Annotated in this window: 15 protein-coding genes; 9 read left to right on the top strand and 6 right to left on the bottom strand. The window is 70.3% G+C overall.

Going from position 1 to position 17,656, the window contains the following annotated elements:
- The first annotated feature begins 1 nt into the window (after window position 1).
- Entirely contained in the window at window positions 2-868 is an 867-nt protein-coding gene (locus tag AC5677_RS31495; RefSeq protein WP_497191266.1) for a class I SAM-dependent methyltransferase, read from the top strand.
- Here AC5677_RS31495 and AC5677_RS31490 read toward each other — a convergent pair.
- The 3 genes from AC5677_RS31490 to AC5677_RS31480 form a co-directional block, all read right to left on the bottom strand.
- Window positions 862-1,449 (bottom strand): hypothetical protein, encoded by a 588-nt coding sequence (locus tag AC5677_RS31490; protein WP_497191265.1) that lies wholly within the window; start codon window positions 1,447-1,449, stop codon window positions 862-864. The two genes, AC5677_RS31495 and AC5677_RS31490, sit on opposite strands and share 7 nt — an antisense overlap.
- Before the next feature lie 157 nt (window positions 1,450-1,606).
- Window positions 1,607-4,063: an MFS transporter gene (locus AC5677_RS31485; RefSeq protein ID WP_497191264.1), complete on the bottom strand. Its 2,457-nt coding sequence runs from the start codon at window positions 4,061-4,063 to the stop codon at window positions 1,607-1,609.
- Between the two features lie 216 nt (window positions 4,064-4,279).
- The gene (locus tag AC5677_RS31480; protein WP_497191263.1) at window positions 4,280-4,723 is read right to left on the bottom strand and encodes an SRPBCC family protein; all 444 of its coding nucleotides are present in this window, start codon (window positions 4,721-4,723) and stop codon (window positions 4,280-4,282) included.
- 157 nt (window positions 4,724-4,880) lie between these two features.
- Between AC5677_RS31480 and AC5677_RS31475 the strand changes: the two genes are divergently transcribed.
- Window positions 4,881-5,906: an Rv2578c family radical SAM protein gene (locus AC5677_RS31475; RefSeq protein WP_497191262.1), complete on the top strand. Its 1,026-nt coding sequence runs from the start codon at window positions 4,881-4,883 to the stop codon at window positions 5,904-5,906.
- On the opposite strand, the gene AC5677_RS31470 is transcribed toward AC5677_RS31475, so the two are convergent.
- The 3 genes from AC5677_RS31470 to AC5677_RS31460 are packed head-to-tail and all read right to left on the bottom strand — an operon-like array spanning window position 5,870 to window position 7,792.
- A complete protein-coding gene (locus tag AC5677_RS31470) occupies window positions 5,870-6,256 on the bottom strand; it encodes a MerR family transcriptional regulator (protein ID WP_497191261.1) in 387 nt (128 codons plus the stop codon). The genes AC5677_RS31475 and AC5677_RS31470 overlap by 37 nt on opposite strands.
- 55 nt (window positions 6,257-6,311) lie before the next feature.
- Entirely contained in the window at window positions 6,312-7,097 is a 786-nt protein-coding gene (locus tag AC5677_RS31465; protein ID WP_497191260.1) for an SDR family NAD(P)-dependent oxidoreductase, read from the bottom strand.
- A gap of 35 nt (window positions 7,098-7,132) precedes the next feature.
- Entirely contained in the window at window positions 7,133-7,792 is a 660-nt protein-coding gene (locus tag AC5677_RS31460) for a HEAT repeat domain-containing protein (protein WP_497191259.1), read from the bottom strand.
- Window positions 7,793-8,188: 396 nt separating this feature from the next.
- Between AC5677_RS31460 and AC5677_RS31455 the strand changes: the two genes are divergently transcribed.
- From AC5677_RS31455 to AC5677_RS31425, 7 genes are all read left to right on the top strand, one after another.
- Complete coding sequence (locus AC5677_RS31455; protein WP_497191258.1) at window positions 8,189-10,009, top strand: 3-hydroxyacyl-CoA dehydrogenase family protein; 1,821 nt, start codon at window positions 8,189-8,191, stop codon at window positions 10,007-10,009.
- A 142-nt stretch (window positions 10,010-10,151) separates the two neighbouring features.
- The gene (locus AC5677_RS31450) at window positions 10,152-10,955 is read left to right on the top strand and encodes a TetR family transcriptional regulator (protein ID WP_497191257.1); all 804 of its coding nucleotides are present in this window, start codon (window positions 10,152-10,154) and stop codon (window positions 10,953-10,955) included.
- Between the two features lie 488 nt (window positions 10,956-11,443).
- Window positions 11,444-12,781, top strand: a complete 1,338-nt coding sequence (gene ccrA, locus AC5677_RS31445) for a crotonyl-CoA carboxylase/reductase (protein ID WP_497191256.1) — start codon at window positions 11,444-11,446, stop codon at window positions 12,779-12,781.
- A gap of 51 nt (window positions 12,782-12,832) precedes the next feature.
- A complete protein-coding gene (locus tag AC5677_RS31440; protein WP_497191255.1) occupies window positions 12,833-14,845 on the top strand; it encodes a protein meaA in 2,013 nt (670 codons plus the stop codon).
- Complete coding sequence (locus AC5677_RS31435) at window positions 14,842-15,804, top strand: HpcH/HpaI aldolase/citrate lyase family protein (RefSeq protein WP_497191254.1); 963 nt, start codon at window positions 14,842-14,844, stop codon at window positions 15,802-15,804. Before AC5677_RS31440 ends, AC5677_RS31435 begins: the two co-directional genes overlap by 4 nt.
- A 5-nt stretch (window positions 15,805-15,809) precedes the next feature.
- The gene (locus AC5677_RS31430; RefSeq protein ID WP_497191253.1) at window positions 15,810-16,334 is read left to right on the top strand and encodes a MaoC family dehydratase; all 525 of its coding nucleotides are present in this window, start codon (window positions 15,810-15,812) and stop codon (window positions 16,332-16,334) included.
- Between the two features lie 5 nt (window positions 16,335-16,339).
- Window positions 16,340-17,545, top strand: coding sequence for an acyl-CoA dehydrogenase family protein (locus tag AC5677_RS31425; protein WP_497191252.1), 1,206 nt, complete (start codon window positions 16,340-16,342; stop codon window positions 17,543-17,545).
- The last annotated feature ends 111 nt before the right edge of the window (window positions 17,546-17,656 follow it).

Genomic DNA, 17,656 nt, shown 5'->3' with positions numbered 1-17,656 from the left:
CATGATCGAGGATGTGCGCCATCAGGTGACGTCGGGCCGTATCGCGGCAGACCTCCGGGGAATTCCCGAAACGGCCCTGTGGACCGTCTATCACCGGGCCGCCGAGGCCGCCCGGACGGACACCGTGCTGCCGGACCCGCGCGCGGTACGGCTGGTCGCCGAGGTGGAGTACCCGTTCCAGGAGCGGCTGGGCGCCGCCCGGCCGTGGGTGGCGCAGGCCATTGCGCTGCGTGCGCTGGCCTTCGACGGTGCGGTGCGCGCGTTTCTGGCCCGCCATCCGGAGGGCACCGTGATCGCGCTCGGGGAGGGCCTGGAGACGCAGTTCTGGCGGGTGGACAACGGCCGGGTGCAGTGGGTCACCGTGGACCTGAGCGATCCGCTGGAGTTGCGCCGGCGCCTGTTGCCGCCCGGCGCCCGTCAGCGGCTCGTCGCCTGCGACGCCCGCGAACGCCGCTGGATGGCCGGTATCGATCCCTCGCGCGGGGTGCTGGTGACGGCCCAGGGCCTGCTGATGTATCTGCAGCCCGCGCAGGCGCAGGGGCTGATCGGTGCCTGCGCGGCGGCCTTTCCCGGCGGCTCGATGGTGTTCGACACCGTGTCACGGCGGTTCAGTGCCCGCTCCCGCGACGGTGTGCGGGGTCCGGGCGGTCATCGTCTGCCGCCGATGCCCTGGGGCATGAACGCCGCCGAGCGGAAGGCGTTGCGCACCGCCCATCCGTCCGTCACCGAGGTGGCCGACGTCCCGCTGCCCGCCGGCCGCGGTCTCCTGGGGTTTCTTGCGCCGCGGGCCGCGGCGGTGCCGTTGCTGCGCGGGGACCGGCCGCTGATCACGCTGCTGCGGTTCGGTGCGGGCGGCGCCGGCTACTGAAGTGCGGGCCGGGCAGGCCCCGCCGGGTCCTCCGTCAGGAACTCCGCCACGAGGTCTGCCGGGTTGGCGGCCCGGGTCAGGGCGAACATCTCGTCGGGGTTGAACATGTCGTAGAGGACGACCGGCAGCGGTCTGCCCAGCGTGCTGACGAGGTGGCCGTCGGAGTGGAGCTGCCGCGCCAGGTCGACACAGAGTGCGTGGAACTGTGCGTCCAGGCGTTCGTCGCGCTCGTCCTGTTCGTGTTCGGGGAGCCCGTCCTCGTACCAGAGGCCTTCCGCCTGGGCCTGGATGCGGTGCAATTCGGCGCCGGCCGGGTCGTGTTCGGGGTGGTGTCCGACGATGCGGATGCCCTCCAGGCCCGACGGGGGGAAATAGGCGTAGTTCCAGCGGACCTCCCATTCTTTCGGCGGGTGTGGCTCCGCGAGCTGCCGGGCCACTTCGCGTTCGGTGTTGTAGCCGATCGCCAGGTACGGGAGGCGGGGGTCCTGGTCGACGCTGTCGATCCGGAAGGTGACGGCGTAGATGTCGGGCGTCAGCTCTTCGGGGAATTCCGCCAGGGCGCGCGCCGTCGCCTGCCTCATGTGCTGCCGGAACGTCCTCAAGAGGTCTCCTCGGTGGCGTGCGGATCACGGCGACGACTGGATCGTAGACCCGTGGGGTGCGTCCCTTCGCGGGGCGGGGCAGGAGGTGCCGCCGCCCCGCGGGGTCCGGGGCCGGGCGAGGCCGTGCGCGGTGGGCTCAGTCCTCGTGGCCCAGTTGGAGGTCGCGTTCGGTGCGGCCGCCGCCCGCCACCTGGAGGACGGTGGCCACCGGCGGGTATCCGGCGGCGATGACGGTGTACTCGCCGGCCGAGAGGTCCACGAAGCGGAACAGGCCGTCGGGTCCGGTGGTCGCGGTGTCGACGACATTGCCGCCCGCGTCGAGCAGGGTCACCCGCGCGTCCTCCACGGGGCGGCCGCCGCCCGCCCGTACGGTCCCGCGCAGCACCGCGCCGCCCGCGAGTTCGATGTCCTGGCGGGTCTCGCGGGAGGCGTGGACGGTGACGGGCAGCGCGGCGGGCCGGAACGCCGGGGCGCTGGAGGCGAGGGTGTATTCGCCGGCCACCAGCTCTCCGATGACATAGCCGCCTTCGCGCCCGCTGCGGGTGGTGGCGACGACCTCGCCGCGTACGTCGGTGAGGGTGACCATGGCGTCGCGTACGGGGGTGCCGTCGCCGGTGGTCACGGTGCCCGCGAGGCGTCCCGCGCCGCCGAGCACCACGTCCAGATCGACGGGGCGCTCGCCGACCGTGACGGTGACGGCCTGCGGCTGGTGGCCGCCCGCGGCCGCGATCAGCACGTACGAGCCGGCGCCGGGGGTGCTCAGGGCGTACCGTCCGTCCTCGCCGGTGGCGCCGCGTCCGATCTGCCGTCCGGCGACGTCGATGAGGGTGAGCGCGGCGCGGGGCACGACGGAGCCGTCGTGGTGCCGGACCGCGCCGCAGACGGGCACGCCGGCCGAGGTCGCGGCGTAACCGGCCGTGGGTGCATGGCCGTTGACGGCGGTGCGCGCCCGGGGCACGCCGGCCGCGGGGTCCTCGGTGTCGCCGTAGGGCGGGTGCGAGGTCTGGGGGGCCTGCGATGCAGGAGAGGCGTAGGACACCAGTGGTTTCTCTTTCAGGAAGAGGGCGAGCAGGAAACCCACGACGAGCACCGGCGCGAGGTAGAGGAAGATCCCCGGCATGGCGTTCGCGTACGCGGCGAGGTAGCTGTCCCGCAGCCCGGTGGGCAGGGCTCGTACCAGTTGCGGGGTGAGCGAGTCCGGGTCGGGCAGGCGCGCCGACCCGGGCAGTTCATGGGCGAGTTGACCGGCGAGGCGGTGGGCGAAGAGGGCGCCGAAGAGGGCCGCGCCGATGCTGCCGCCGATCTGGCGGAAGTAGGCGGTGATGCCGGTCGCGGTGCCGGGACCGGTGCGGCGTACGGAGCTGTGTACGGCGAGCACCAGCACCGGCATGACGAAGCCGAGGCCGAGGCCGAGGATGCCCGTCCAGAGGCTGTAGACGCCGCGCGGGGTGTCCGGCTCGATGTGGGACAGCAGCCACATGCCCTCGGCGGCCACCGCGCAGCCGAGGATCGGGAAGATCTTGTAGCGGCCGGTGCGGCTGATGAGCCGGCCGGTGGCGAGGGAGGCGAGGACGATGCCGCCCATCAGGGGCATCATCAGCAGGCCGGATGCGGTGGCGGTGGCGCCGTCGACCATCTGGAGGAAGGTCGGCAGATGGCTTGCGGCGCCGAAGAGCGCGATGCCGACGGCGGTCCCGACGAGGTTGGTGAGGGTGAAGACGGAGTCGCGGAAGAGCCGGAGCGGCATCAGCGGTTCGGCGGCGAAGCGCTCGACGGCGAGGAACAGCAGGGCGGCGCCGAGCGCTCCGGCGCCGAGCCCGAGGACGACCCGCGAGTTCCAGGCGTACTCGGTGCCGCCCCAACCGGCGAGGAGGACAAGGCAGGTGGAGAACGCGGCGAGCAGCAGCGCGCCCGCGATGTCCAGCTTGGGGCGGACCGGGGGCCTGGGGAGTCTGAGGAAGCAGGCGATGAGGAGGAACGCCAGCGCGCCGAAGGGCACGTTGAGGTAGAAGCACCAGCGCCAGGAGGCGTGATCGGTGAGGAGGCCGCCGATGAGCGGTCCGGCCGCGGCGGCGAGTCCGAAGGCCGCGCCGATCAGGCCCAGGCAGCGGCCGCGGGCCCGGGGCGGTACGACCTCGGCGAGGATCGTCTGGACGCCGATCAGGAGCCCGCCGCCGCCGATGCCCTGGACGGCGCGGAAGGCGATCAGTTCGTCCATGGAGTGCGACCAGCCGGACAGTGCCGAGCCGGCGACGAAGACCAGGATCGCGAAGAGGAAGACCGGTTTGCGGCCGAAGAGGTCGCCGAGCTTGCCGTGGAGCGGCAGGCCGATGGCGGAGGCGAGCAGGTAGGCGGTGACCGCCCAGGACATCCTGGGCATGCCGTGCAGCTCACCGACGATCTTGGGGAGCGCGGTGGCGGCGACGGTCTGGTCGAGGGCCGCGAGCACCGGCGTCAGCGTCAGGGCGGCGAAGACCGTCCGTCTGCGCCGGGAGCCGAGGGTCAGCCTCGCACCGCCGCCCGGGTCGACGATGACGGGCACCACGGTCCGCTTGGCCCGCTTGCCCCTCTTTGCCAGGGTGGTCCCGCCCACGTACTGCCTCCCTCGTCACACCTGCACCACCGCCCCTTTTTCGCATCGGGCGACAAGGGCGAACAAGTACGACGAAAGGGGGCATGCGGGGCGGGAAGGGGCGTCAAGTGCCTTACCCGGGGCGCCTATTGGGCTCCCATCAGGGGTTTCCGCACGACGACGATCCGGACGGCCGGACACCGCGGCGCAACGGAAACCACCCGAACCGGTGACCGGCTACTTCTCCATCTCCTTGGCGAGGTTGGCGAGGATCGCGTCGTAGATCCGGCCGAGCCCCTTGGGGGCGAAGGTCCGCTCGAAGAAACCACCGATACCGCCGGCGCCCTGCCAGTTGGTGGTGACCACGACGTTCGCGCGGTTCTCGCCCGCCGGGGTGACGACCCAGGTGGTCACCATGGAGGAGTTGCGGTCCTTCTCCACGAGCTGACCGTCGGTCGGCTCATCGACCTCCAGCAGGCAGTCGCGTACGCGCTTGCTGGTGGCCTGGAGCTTCCAGTGGACGAGGGTGCCCTTGCCGTCGCCGCCCTCACGGACCTCGTACTCGCTGAAGTGCTCGGGCAGCAGCTTCTGGCGCGTGCCGCTGTAGTCGGCGAGCGCGTCGAACACGTCCTCCGGGTCCGCCGCGATCTCGCGCTGCGTGATGGCCTCGACCTGACCCATGTGTGTCTTCCTCCAGTAGTCGGCTGCCGGTCCTGCGATGCGCCGCCAAGCCAACCACCACTGGGCGGCGCGCCCAAAATCCGGGGTGACGACCGACAAGGGAACAGGTGTTCTATTATCTGGAACGGGGACTCGACAGGACCCTGAAGGAGGCCCGATGCGCTGGGACAATCTGGGCGAAAGCCCTGCCGCGCTGTTCGGCACGGACGTCGTCAGCCGGACGATCGACACCCCCGAATTCCGTGGCATCACCTTCCACGAAGTGCGCGCCCGCTCGATCGTGAACCGCGTCCCGGGCGCCTCCCGGATGCCGTTCGAATGGACCGTGAACCCGTACCGGGGATGCAGTCACGCCTGCGTCTACTGCTTCGCCCGCAAGACCCACAGCTATCTGGACCTCGATACGGGGCTCGGCTTCGACTCGCAGATCGTGGTGAAGGTCAATGCCCCCGACCTGCTGCGCCGGGAGCTGACCGCCCGGCGCTGGCGCGGCGAGCACATAGCCATGGGGACGAACGTCGACTGCTATCAGCGGGCGGAGGGCCGGTACGCCCTCATGCCCGGCATCATCGCGGCGCTGCGCGACCACGCCAACCCGTTCTCCATCCTCACCAAGGGCACGCTGATCCTGCGCGACCTGGAGCTGCTGCGGCAGGCCGCCGACGTCACCGACATCGGCATCTCCGTCTCCGTCGGCTTCCTCGACCACGCGTTGTGGCGCACGGTCGAGCCCGGAACGCCGGCCCCCGAGCGCCGGCTGGACGTGGTGCGGACGCTCACCGCGCACGGCATCCCCTGCGGCGTCCTGATGGCGCCGGTGATCCCGTTCCTCGGCGACGCGCCCGACCAGCTGCGGGCGACGGTCCGGGCGATCGCCGAGGCCGGCGCCGGTTCGGTCACCCCGCTCGTCCTGCATCTGCGGCCCGGCGCCCGCGAATGGTTCATGGCGTGGCTGGGCCACCACCACCCGCATCTGGTGCGGCGCTACGAGCGGATGTACGCCGGCGGCTCGTACGCCCCCACCTGGTACCAGCGCCGGATCACCCGCCAGGTCCACGAACTCGCCGGGGAGTACGGCATCGGCCCCTACCGCGCCGGCGAGCACCGCAATGTCACGCCGTCCGCCGCCCCGGCGACGCCGGGCGGTCAGCCGTCCGAGCCCACGCAGTTGACGCTGCTGTGAGCCTCCGGCACGTCCGCCAGGGCGCGCGCCAGGCGGTCGCGGGCCGCCACCTGGGCGGCGATCCGCTCGTCGATGACGGCGAGCCGCTCGCGGGCGATCCGCAGGCCCTCGGGTGAGGGCGGCGCGGTGGTCATATCGCCGTCGAGGCACTGCGCGAAGCACCGTACGTCGGCGAGTGTGAGGCCGGCGTGGAGGAGGTGGCGGATGTTGCGGACGCGTACGGCCGTGCCCGCGTCGTAGTCGCGATAGCCGTTCGCCGTCCGCTCCGAGCCGATCAACCCCTCGCTTTCGTAGTTGCGCAGCGCCCGCGGCGACGCCCCCGTCAGCCGTGCCAGCTCCCCGATCCGCACCGGACCACCTCCGGGGACGTTTCTAGCAGGCCGGCGGCCGGCGGCCCGGCCCCGGTCAGCCGACCACCGCTCCCCCGTCCACCGGCAGCACCACTCCCGTCACGAACGAGGCGGCGGGAGCGGCCAGCTGCGTGATCGCCCAGGCCACCTCTTCGGGCCGCCCGACCCGCCCCATCGGGGTGTGGTCGATCTGCCACCGGCGGACGGCCTGCCGCTGCTCCGGGGACCAGCCCTGGTGCAGCGCGATCGGCGTCTCGACGGCGCCGGGTGCGACGGCGGCGACCCGTACGCCGCGGGGCGCGAGCTCCACCGCCCAGCTGCGGGTGAGGAGTTCGAGGGCCGTCTTGGTCGCGGCATAGACGGCGTTGCCCGGCCAGCCGCGCTGGCCGACCGAGGTGCTGAGGTTGACGATCACCCCGCCGGTCCGTTCGAGGTGCGGTACCGCGGCCTGGGTCAGCAGCACCGGCGCAACGAGGTTGGTGGCCAGCAGCGGCGTCATCAGCTCCTTGGTGTACCCGCCGAGCGCTCCGTTGCCGACCGTCGCGGCGTTGTTGACCAGCACATCCAGCCGCCCGTACGTCTCGGCCGCGTACCGCACGATGTCCTCGGGCGACCCGTCCTCGGTGATATCGGCGGCATACGGCACGATCGCGCCGCCCTCGGGGCACTCCCGTGCGGTCTCTTCCAGTGGTGCGCTGCGCCGTCCGACGGCCACCACCCGCGCCCCCTCGGCCGCGAAGGCATGGGCGGTGGCGCGGCCGATGCCCGTGCCGGCCCCGGTGACGATCACGACCCGGGCGGCGGGCGAGGGGGACGCGTGGTGCTGCTGTGTGTCTTCCATGCCGGGAGTCTCGAACCCTGCCCCCGGCGTCAAGGTCAAGTCCCGGCCTTGCGGCCGTCGCGCTCGGCGCCGTCCGGCCCGTCCTCCGCCGTGTCGTCGTGCACCCCCAGCCGCGCCAGTGATGCCGCCGCGGCCGCCGCCAGGCGGGGATGCGGGAGGGCGGCGGTGAGCGTGGGGACCGCGCGGCGGTCGCCCAGGGCGCCGAGGCCCTCGACACAGGCGAGGGCCACCCGCCAGTACGGGTTGTTGGGGGTGAGCAGGCGGTCCAGGGTGGAGATCAGGGCCGGTACGGACTGCGGGGCGCGGAGTTCGGCGAGGAGCCGGACGGGGTGCAGGGCGTAGGCGGTGCGCAGCGGGTTGGTGGCGAGGGCCGCGGCGGCGCGGGCGGTGCGGGGGTCGCCGAGGCGGCCCAGGGCGTGCGCGGCCGTGGCGCAGCGGACGGGTTCGCGGTAGTTCAGCAGCAGCACCAGCGTCTCGAAGGCGCGTTTGTCGCCGGCGCAGCCGAGGACGAAGGCCGCGATCTCCCGGGCCCACAGGGGGCGCTCCACGGCGACCAGCATCCGGGCCAGTTCCTCGCGTCCGGCCGTGGTGTTCTTCCGGGCAAGTCCGAGCAGCCGCTCGTAGGCGACCAGATCCTGTGGGGAGCGGAGCTCGGCCCGCACCCGGTCCGTCAACTCGTGGAATTCGTCTTCCATTTGACGCTTCCCTCCCGCCGGGCCTCCCCGGTTCCGCGGACGTGGCCTGCGCCACAGCCTAATGACCCGCACTACCCCTGGCGCTCCGGTTACCCACCGGTTAACCTGCTGGAACGAGCAGCACCCCTGCTCGGGCGGCCGGTGACGCAGCCGCCAGCAAGTGAAGTCGGTTCGGCACCGCACCTGCACGACAGCTTCAGGTAGCACATGGCACGGCCCCGGGACAGGGCTTGCCACGGCTCCCTCTCCGCCGGCGCTCCTGTGGCGCTGCGGCTTCCGCGGCCCACCCGCCGTTTCCCTTGAGCCGCTGCGCGCTGCACACGGTCGCGTCCGTGCGGCACTCCTCAGTCGTCACTTCTCCCCTGCCCTCAGGGGAACACCCTCTGGAGTCTCGCGATGGGCCCTTCGTCCACCCCTGATCTCTCAACCGACGTTTCCCCTCTGTCCCTTTCGACCGTGGCCGTGGTCGGGCTCGGCACCATGGGCACCGGCATCGCCGAGGTGCTGACCCGGGCCGGCCGCGAGGTCATCGGCATCGACACCGACGAGGCCGCGGCCCGGCACGCCGTCGCCGCCCTCGAGGCCGCCACCGCACGCGCCGTGCAGCGCGAGCGGATCACCGAGCGGGAGCGGCAGGACATCCTGGCCCGGTTCCGCACCTTCTCCGATCTGCAGGCCGCTGCGGACGCCGATCTCGTCATCGAGGTCGTGCCCGAGGACTACGAGCTCAAGCGGCAGGTCGTCACGGCCCTGGACGGCATCGTCCGCCCGGACGCCATCCTGGCCACCGGCACCAACGCGCTGTCGGTGACCCGGCTGGCCGCCGATTCGCAGCGCCCGGAGCGGGTGCTCGGTCTGCACTTCTTCAACCCCGCGCCGGCCATGAAGCTGGTCGAGGTGGTCTCCTCGGTGCTCACCGCGCCGACCGCGGTCGCCGCCGTCACGCAGCTCGCCCGCGAGCTGGGCAAGGACCCCATCGCGGTGGGCGACCGCCCCGGCTTCGTCGCCGACGGCCTGCTCTTCGGCTACCTCAACCAGGCCGCCGCGATGTACGAGTCCAAGTACGCCACCCGGGAGGACATCGACGCGGCGATGCGGCTGGGCTGCGGGCTGCCGATGGGTCCGCTCGCGCTCCTGGACCTGATCGGTGTGGACACCGCCCGCACGGTCCTGGAGGCGATGTACGCCGAGTCGCGCGACCGGCTGCACGCTCCCGCGCCGATCCTGGGGCAGCTGGCCGAGGCCGGGCTGACCGGCCGCAAGGCGGGCCGCGGCTTCTACACGTACGAGGCACCCGACAGCGCCACGGTCGTCCCGGACGCGGAGACGCCCGCGGCCGCCGGTGACCAGGCGGCGGGCCGCACCGTCCGTTCCGTCGGCGTCGCCGGGTCCGGGACGATGGCCAGCGGGATCGCCGAGGTCTTCGCCAAGGCCGGCTTCGAGGTCGTGCTGGCGGCCCGCAGCCTGGAGAAGGCGGAGGCGGCGAAGGCCCGGATCGCCAAGTCGCTGGGCCGCTCGGTGGACAAGGGCCGGCTCAGCGCCGAGGCGCGGGATGCCGCCCTCGCGGCGGTCACCCCGGCCGGCTCCCTCGACGCCTTCGCGGACGTGGACCTGGCGGTCGAGGCGGTGGCCGAGGACCTGGAGATCAAGCAGCAGCTCTTCGCCACGCTGGACAAGGTGTGCAAGCCGGGCGCCGTGCTGGCCACGACGACCTCGTCGCTTCCGGTGGTGGCCTGCGCACGCGCCACCTCCCGTCCGCAGGACGTCATCGGCATGCACTTCTTCAACCCGGCCCCCGCGATGAAGCTGGTCGAGATCGTCCGTACGGTCCTGACGGCCGACGAGGTGCACGCCACCGTCCGCGCGGTCTGCGCCAAGGTCCGCAAGCACCCGGTCGACTGCGGTGACCGGGCCGGCTTCATCGTCAATGCGCTGCTCTTCCCGTACCTGAACAACGCGATCAAGATGGTCCAGGAGCACTACGCCTCCCTGGACGACATCGACGCCGCCATGAAGCTGGGCGGCGGTTACCCGATGGGCCCGTTCGAGCTCCTCGATGTCGTCGGCCTGGACGTCTCCCTGGCCATCGAGAAGGTGCTGCACGCCGAGTTCCGCGACCCCGGGCTCGCTCCGGCGCCGCTGCTGGAGCATCTCGTCGCGGCGGGCTGCCTCGGCCGCAAGACCGGCCGCGGCTTCCGTGAGTACGCCAAGCGCTGACGGGCGGGGGCGCCCCCGGCCGCGCGCCGGGGGCACGTGGGGCGGACTGCTGGACCCTTGGGCCGGCGGTCCGTCCCAGGTCACGGGGGCGCGGCCGGTACCTGATGCCGCAGGCCGAGTAGATATGCAGTACCGTCCCCACATGTCCCAGCCCGCTCGTACGCCGACTTCCGACGCAACAGACACCAGCACTCCCGGCGCTCGCCGCGCGGCCGCTCAACGGCTCAAAATGCGCCGCGAACTGTCGGCGGCGGCCATGGAACTGTTCGCGACCAAGGGCTACGAGGCGACCACGGTCGACGAGATCGCGGCCGCCGCGGGGGTCGCCCGCCGTACGTTCTTCCGCCACTTCCGCTCCAAGGAAGAGGCGATCTTCCCCGACCACGACGACACCCTCGTGCGCGCCGAGGCCGTCCTTGATGCCGCCCCGCCGCACGAGAACCCCCTCGACACGGTCTGCCGCGGCATCAAGGAGGTCATGCGGATGTACGCGGCCGCCCCGGCCGTCTCCGTCGCCCGCTACCGCCTCACCCGCGAGGTCCCCACGCTGCGCGAGGCCGAGATCGCCTCGGTCGCCCGCTACGAACGCCTCTTCACCCGCTATCTCCTCGGCCACTTCGACGAGGGCGCCCACCGCGAGGGCGATGACGACCCGCTGCTCGCCGAGGTCGCCGCCTCGGCCGTGGTCACCGCGCACAACCACGTCCTGCGGCGCTGGCTGCGCGCGGGCGCCGAGGGCGACGTCGAGACCCAGCTGGACCATGCCTTCGAGATCGTGCGGGAGACGTTCGGCACGGGCATCGGCGCGGGGCGCACGGCCACCGGGGAGGGGGCCCCGCCGGCGAAGGTGTCGCGGGAGGGCGAGGTCCTGGTTGCGGTGGCCCGCACGGATGCGCCGCTGGACGAGGTCATGCGGACCATCGAGCGGGCGCTGAAGAAGCGCTGAGGACGTTGTCGCTTGCCGCCGCCCGGATCCGGGCGGCGGCTTCTTCTTGCCCGGAAACCTCCGGGCAGTGCCCAAGTCGCGTTTTCTGCACAGCAGTTGAGCCGCCGGGTGATCCCGTGCACCGCTTCGTCCGGCGCGTCCCCCGCGGGCCGCGGGCGCGCCGGCCCTTTGAACGATCATCGCTCATCTCGCTCATTTGAACCCCGGGGCACTCAACCGAGAAATTCATGGCACTCAGTGTCTTGTCAGATGGCACGCGGTGTCATACGTTGAAGGTGTCCGGTCGACCGGCGCACACGACACCCCGTGCACCGGCTGTCCCAGCAACCCTTCGCGGCTGCCCGCCCGGACGCCTGCGTCACAGGCATCAACACCGCGCCCACCGGCGCATTCGCCACACCGGCCGAACCGACGGCACCACCCCCGCACCACCCCCCCGACGTTCCCTCAAGCCGTTCCCCTGACGCGTGCTTCGCCGGAGGCAACCCGTGAACGAAATCCTGGACGCGATCCTCGCGCCCGACACCACCCGCGACGACTTCGCCGCGCTGACCATCCCTGAGTCCTACCGCGCGGTGACCGTGCACAAGGACGAGACGGAGATGTTCGCCGGCCTGTCCACCAAGGAGAAGGACCCGCGCAAGTCGCTGCACCTCGACGAGGTGCCGGTGCCCGAGCTGGGGCCCGGTGAGGCCCTGGTGGCCGTGATGGCCTCCTCCGTGAACTACAACAGCGTCTGGACCTCGATCTTCGAGCCGCTGTCGACGTTCGGGTTCCTGGAGCGCTACGGCAAGCTCTCCCCGCTCACCAAGCGGCACGACCTGCCGTACCACGTCATCGGTTCCGACCTGGCCGGCGTGGTCCTGCGCACCGGTCCGGGCGTCAACTCCTGGCACCCCGGCGACGAGGTCGTCGCGCACTGTCTGTCCGTCGAGCTGGAGTCCTCCGACGGCCACAACGACACCATGCTCGACCCCGAGCAGCGGATCTGGGGCTTCGAGACCAACTTCGGCGGTCTCGCCGAGATCGCCCTGGTCAAGTCCAACCAGCTGATGCCCAAGCCCAACCACCTGAGCTGGGAGGAGGCGGCGGCGCCCGGTCTGGTCAACTCGACCGCGTACCGCCAGCTGGTCTCCCGCAACGGCGCCGGCATGAAGCAGGGCGACAACGTCCTGATCTGGGGCGCCAGCGGCGGCCTCGGCTCGTACGCCACCCAGTTCGCGCTGGCCGGCGGCGCCAACCCGATCTGCGTGGTCTCCAGCGACCAGAAGGCGGAGATCTGCCGGAAGATGGGCGCCGAGGCGATCATCGACCGCAACGCCGAGGGCTACAAGTTCTGGAAGGACGAGCGCACCCAGGACCCGAAGGAGTGGAAGCGCTTCGGCAAGCGCATCCGCGAGTTCACCGGCGGTGAGGACATCGACATCGTCTTCGAGCACCCCGGCCGCGAGACCTTCGGCGCCAGTGTCTACGTCACCCGCAAGGGCGGCACCATCACCACCTGCGCCTCCACCTCGGGCTACATGCACGAGTACGACAACCGCTACCTGTGGATGTCCCTGAAGCGCATCATCGGCTCGCACTTCGCGAACTACCGCGAGGCGTGGGAGGCCAACCGCCTGATCGCCAAGGGCAAGATCCACCCGACGCTGTCGAAGACGTACACGCTCGAGGAGACCGGGCAGGCGGCGTACGACGTGCACCGCAACCTGCACCAGGGCAAGGTCGGCGTGCTGGCGCTGGCGCCCGAGGAGGGCATGGGCGTGCGCGACGAGGAGATGCGCGCCAAGCACCTCGACGCCATCAACCGCTTCCGCAACGTCTGACGCGCGCGCGTCACCTCGCCAGCGTCTGAACGACGAAGATACGGGTCACATATGACTGAGCGTCAGAAGGATCGTCCGTGGCTGATGCGGACCTACGCCGGGCACTCCACCGCCGAGGCGTCCAATGAGCTGTACCGGCGCAACCTCGCCAAGGGCCAGACCGGCCTGTCGGTCGCGTTCGACCTCCCGACGCAGACCGGATACGACCCCGACCACATCCTCGCCCGCGGCGAGGTCGGCCGGGTCGGGGTCCCGGTCTCCCATCTCGGCGACATGCGGCGGCTGTTCCAGGACATACCCCTGGAACAGATGAACACCTCGATGACCATCAACGCCACCGCCATGTGGCTGCTGGCCCTCTACCAGGTGGTCGCCGAGGAACAGGGCGCCGACATCACCAAGCTGTCGGGGACGACGCAGAACGACATCGTCAAGGAGTACCTGTCGCGGGGAACGCATGTCTTCCCGCCGGGGCCGAGCCTCCGCCTGACCACCGACATGATCGCGTACACGGTCAACAACATCCCGAAGTGGAACCCGATCAACATCTGCAGCTACCACCTGCAGGAGGCGGGCGCCACACCGGTCCAGGAGATCTCGTACGCGATGTCCACCGCGATCGCCGTGCTGGACGCGGTCTTCGCGTCGGGGCAGGTCCCGGAGGACCGCAAGGGCGATGTGGTCGCCCGGATCTCGTTCTTCGTGAACGCCGGGGTCCGATTCGTCGAGGAGATGTGCAAGATGCGCGCCTTCGGCCGCATCTGGGACAAGGTGACCCGCGAGCGCTACGGCATCGAGAACGCCAAGCAGCGCCGGTTCCGCTACGGCGTCCAGGTCAACTCCCTGGGCCTGACCGAGGCGCAGCCGGAGAACAACGTCCAGCGGATCGTGCTCGAGATGCTCGCGGTCACCCTGTCGAAGGACGCGCGCGCCCGCGCCGTCCAGCTCCCCGCCTGGAACGAGGCGCTGGGGCTGCCCCGGCCCTGGGACCAGCAGTGGTCGCTGCGCATCCAGCAGGTGCTGGCGCACGAGAGCGATCTGCTGGAGCACGAGGACATCTTCGCCGGATCGCATGTCATCGAGGCCAAGGTGGACGCCCTCGTCGACGAGTGCCTGGCCGAGATCGACCGGATCCAGGAGATGGGCGGCGCGATGGCCGCCGTCGAGTCCGGCTATCTCAAATCGCAGCTGGTCTCCTCGCACGCCGAGCGCCGGGCCCGGATCGAGGCCGGCCAGGAGAAGATCGTCGGCGTCAACTGCTACGAGGGCACCGAGCCGAATCCGCTCACCGCGGATCTGGACACCGCCATCATGACCGTCGATCCGGCCAACGAGGCGCGGGTCGTCCAGGCCCTGCACGACTGGCGGGACAACCGCGACGAGGGGCGCGCCCAGGAGGCGCTGTCGGCGCTGAAGAAGACCGCGGCGGGCGAGGGCAACCTCTTCTCGGCGACCCTGGAGTGCGCTCGGGCCGGGGTGACGACCGGCGAGTGGTCCTGGGCGCTGCGGGATGTCTTCGGCGAGTTCCGGGCGCCCACCGGCGTCTCCGGCGCGCCGCTCGCCGTCACGGCCGAGGCGGGCACCCCGCTCGCGCTGGTCCGCGAGAAGGTCGCGAAGACGGCGGCCGACCTCGGCACCGGCAAGCTGCGCCTGCTGGTCGGCAAGCCCGGCCTGGACGGGCACAGCAACGGCGCCGAGCAGATCGCGGTACGGGCCCGGGACGCCGGCTTCGAGGTGGTCTACCAGGGCATCCGGCTGACGCCGGAGCAGATCGTCTCGGCGGCCGTCGCCGAGGACGTGCACTGCGTGGGGCTGTCGATCCTCTCCGGTTCGCATGCCGAGCTGGTGCCGGACGTACTGGCCCGGCTGCGCCGTACCGGCGTGGACGACGTTCCCGTCATCGTCGGCGGCATCATCCCGTCCGCCGACGCCACCGCGCTCCGGGAAGCCGGGGTGGCGGCGGTCTTCACACCCAAGGACTTCGGTATCACGGAAATCATCGGCCGCATCGTCGACGAGATCCGGAAAGCGAACCAGCTCGACCCTCTGGAGGTCCCCGCATGACCCAGGTGAACCGTCTGCGGCCCCGCCGCTCGTGCCTGGCGGTCCCCGGATCCAACCCCCGCTTCCTGGAGAAGGCTCAGGGGCTACCGGCCGACCAGGTCTTCCTCGACCTGGAGGACGCCTGCGCGCCGCTCGCCAAGGAGGGCGCCCGGCACACCATCGTCGATGCGCTGAACAACGGCGACTGGACCGGCAAGACGCGGGTCGTGCGGGTCAACGACTGGACGACGCACTGGACCTACCGGGATGTCATCACGGTCGTCGAGGGTGCGGGCCCCAACCTCGACTGCATCATGCTGCCGAAGGTGCAGGACGCCCAGCAGATCGTGGCGCTGGACCTGCTGCTGACCCAGATCGAGAAGACGATGGGTTTCGAGGTCGGCAAGATCGGCATCGAGGCGCAGATCGAGAACGCCAAGGGCCTGGTGAACGTCGATGACATCGCCGGTGCCTCGCCGCGCCTGGAGACCATCATCTTCGGCCCGGCCGACTTCATGGCGTCCATCAACATGAAGTCCCTGGTGGTCGGCGAGCAGCCGCCGGGCTACCCGGCGGACGCGTACCACTACATCCTCATGCGGATCCTGATGGCGGCCCGTACGCACGACCTCCAGGCCATCGACGGTCCCTACCTCCAGATCAAGAACGTCGACGGCTACCGCGAGGTCGCCGGGCGCGCCGCGGCCCTCGGCTTCGACGGCAAGTGGGTGCTGCACCCCGGTCAGGTCGACGCCGCCAACGAGGTGTTCTCGCCCTCGCAGGAGGATTACGACCACGCCGAGCTGATCCTGGACGCCTACGAGTGGTGCACCTCGGAGGCGGGCGGCAAGAAGGGGTCGGCGATGCTCGGCGACGAGATGATCGATGAGGCGAGCCGGAAGATGGCGCTGGTGATCGCCGGCAAGGGCCGGGCCGCCGGCATGACCCGTACCTCGAAGTTCGAAGCTCCGGAGGCGTAAGCGCGATGCAGTTCGGCCGTACCTATGAAGAGTTCACCGTCGGCGATGTGTACAAGCACTGGCCGGGGAAAACCGTCACGGAATACGACGACCACCTCTTCTGTCTGCTCACGATGAATCATCACCCGCTGCACATGGACAGCAACTACGCGGAGCAGACCACCGACTTCGGAAAGAATGTCGTCGTCGGTAACTACATCTACTCACTGCTGCTGGGCATGTCGGTGCCGGATGTCTCCGGAAAGGCGATCGCCAATCTGGAGATCGAGTCACTGAAGCATGTGGCGCCGACCTTCCACGGCGACACGATCTACGGCGAGACGACGGTGCTCGACAAGACGCCGTCGAAGTCCAAGTCGGACCGCGGGATCGTGTATGTCGAGACCAAGGGCTACAAGCAGGACGGCACGCTGGTCTGCGTCTTCCGGCGCAAGGTGATGGTCCCCACCGAGACGTACATCAAGGAGCGCGGCGGCGAACAGCCCGGCCGCCCGGAGCTCAAGGCCCCGCCGGCCAAGAAGGAGAAGTGAGCGTCATGAGCCGTCTTGCGCAGACCGAGGGTCTGACCGACATTCAGCGGGAGATTCTCGCCACCGTCCGCGACTTCGTGGACAAGGAGATCCTGCCGGTCGCCACCGAGCTGGAACACCGCGACGAGTACCCGGCGGCGATCGTCGAGGGACTGAAGGAACTGGGCGTCTTCGGGCTGATGATTCCCGAGGAGTACGGCGGTCTGGGTGAGTCCCTTCTCACATATGCGCTCACCGTCGAGGAAATCGCCCGCGGCTGGATGAGCGTTTCGGGCATCATCAACACCCACTTCATCGTGGCGTACATGCTGAAGCAGCACGGCACGCAGGAACAGAAGGACTATTTCCTGCCGAAGATGGCGGCCGGTGAAATCCGCGGCGCCTTCTCGATGTCGGAGCCGGCGCTGGGCTCGGATGTGTCGGCCATCTCCTCCAAGGGCGTGCGGGACGGCGACGATTACGTCCTCAACGGCCAGAAGATGTGGCTCACCAACGGCGGCTCCTCCACGCTCGTGGCGGTGCTGTGCCGTACGGACGAGGGCCACCCGGAGGGCACCGCGCCGCACAAGTCGATGACGACCTTCCTGGTGGAGAAGGAGGCGGGCTTCGGCGAGGTCCGTCCCGGCCTCACCATTCCGGGCAAGATCGACAAGATGGGCTACAAGGGCGTCGACACCACCGAGCTGATCATGGACGGCCTGCGCATTCCGGCCGATCGGGTGCTCGGCGGGGAAACCGGACGTGGCTTCTATCACATGATGGACGGCGTCGAGGTCGGCCGGGTCAATGTCGCCGCGCGTGGCTGCGGTGTCGCACAGCGCGCCTTCGAGCTGGGCGTTTCGTACGCCCAGCAGCGCCAGACCTTCGGCAAGCCGATCGCCCAGCATCAGGCCATCCAGTTCAAACTGGCGGAAATGGCCACAAAGGTCGAAGCGGCGCATGCAATGATGGTTAACGCCGCTCGCAAAAAGGACTCCGGCCAGCGAAACGACCTCGAAGCGGGCATGGCGAAGTACCTGGCCTCCGAGTACTGCAAGGAGGTGGTCGAAGACGCTTTCCGTATCCATGGCGGATACGGCTTCTCCAAGGAGTACGAGATCGAGCGTCTCTACCGCGAGGCCCCGATGCTCCTGATCGGTGAAGGTACCGCCGAGATCCAGAAAATGATCATTGGTCGACGGCTACTGGAGGAGTACCGAATCCAGGGGTGAACGTCCCGTTTGGGGCGTTTTCGTCTAGACGAAGATCACACCCCGTCATCGTTCTTCGGCCACGGATTGGCGCTGGCTCTTGGCCAGTTGCCACCCGTACCCGATAGCATC

The organism is Streptomyces sp. JLSY215 (genome assembly GCF_059682825.1).
This window is presented reverse-complemented; position numbering and strand designations above follow the sequence as displayed.

Bases quoted from the DNA above. Each gene is read 5' to 3' on its own strand.
- AC5677_RS31495 (WP_497191266.1), top strand. From the start codon at position 2: ATGATCGAGGATGTGCGCCATCAGGTGACGTCGGGCCGTATCGCGGCA.
- AC5677_RS31490 (WP_497191265.1), bottom strand. From the start codon at position 1,449: ATGAGGCAGGCGACGGCGCGCGCCCTGGCGGAATTCCCCGAAGAGCTG.
- AC5677_RS31480 (WP_497191263.1), bottom strand. From the start codon at position 4,723: ATGGGTCAGGTCGAGGCCATCACGCAGCGCGAGATCGCGGCGGACCCG.
- AC5677_RS31475 (WP_497191262.1), top strand. From the start codon at position 4,881: ATGCGCTGGGACAATCTGGGCGAAAGCCCTGCCGCGCTGTTCGGCACG.
- AC5677_RS31465 (WP_497191260.1), bottom strand. From the start codon at position 7,097: ATGGAAGACACACAGCAGCACCACGCGTCCCCCTCGCCCGCCGCCCGG.
- AC5677_RS31460 (WP_497191259.1), bottom strand. From the start codon at position 7,792: ATGGAAGACGAATTCCACGAGTTGACGGACCGGGTGCGGGCCGAGCTC.
- AC5677_RS31455 (WP_497191258.1), top strand. From the start codon at position 8,189: ATGGGCCCTTCGTCCACCCCTGATCTCTCAACCGACGTTTCCCCTCTG.
- AC5677_RS31450 (WP_497191257.1), top strand. From the start codon at position 10,152: ATGTCCCAGCCCGCTCGTACGCCGACTTCCGACGCAACAGACACCAGC.
- AC5677_RS31440 (WP_497191255.1), top strand. From the start codon at position 12,833: ATGACTGAGCGTCAGAAGGATCGTCCGTGGCTGATGCGGACCTACGCC.
- AC5677_RS31435 (WP_497191254.1), top strand. From the start codon at position 14,842: ATGACCCAGGTGAACCGTCTGCGGCCCCGCCGCTCGTGCCTGGCGGTC.
- AC5677_RS31430 (WP_497191253.1), top strand. From the start codon at position 15,810: ATGCAGTTCGGCCGTACCTATGAAGAGTTCACCGTCGGCGATGTGTAC.
- AC5677_RS31425 (WP_497191252.1), top strand. From the start codon at position 16,340: ATGAGCCGTCTTGCGCAGACCGAGGGTCTGACCGACATTCAGCGGGAG.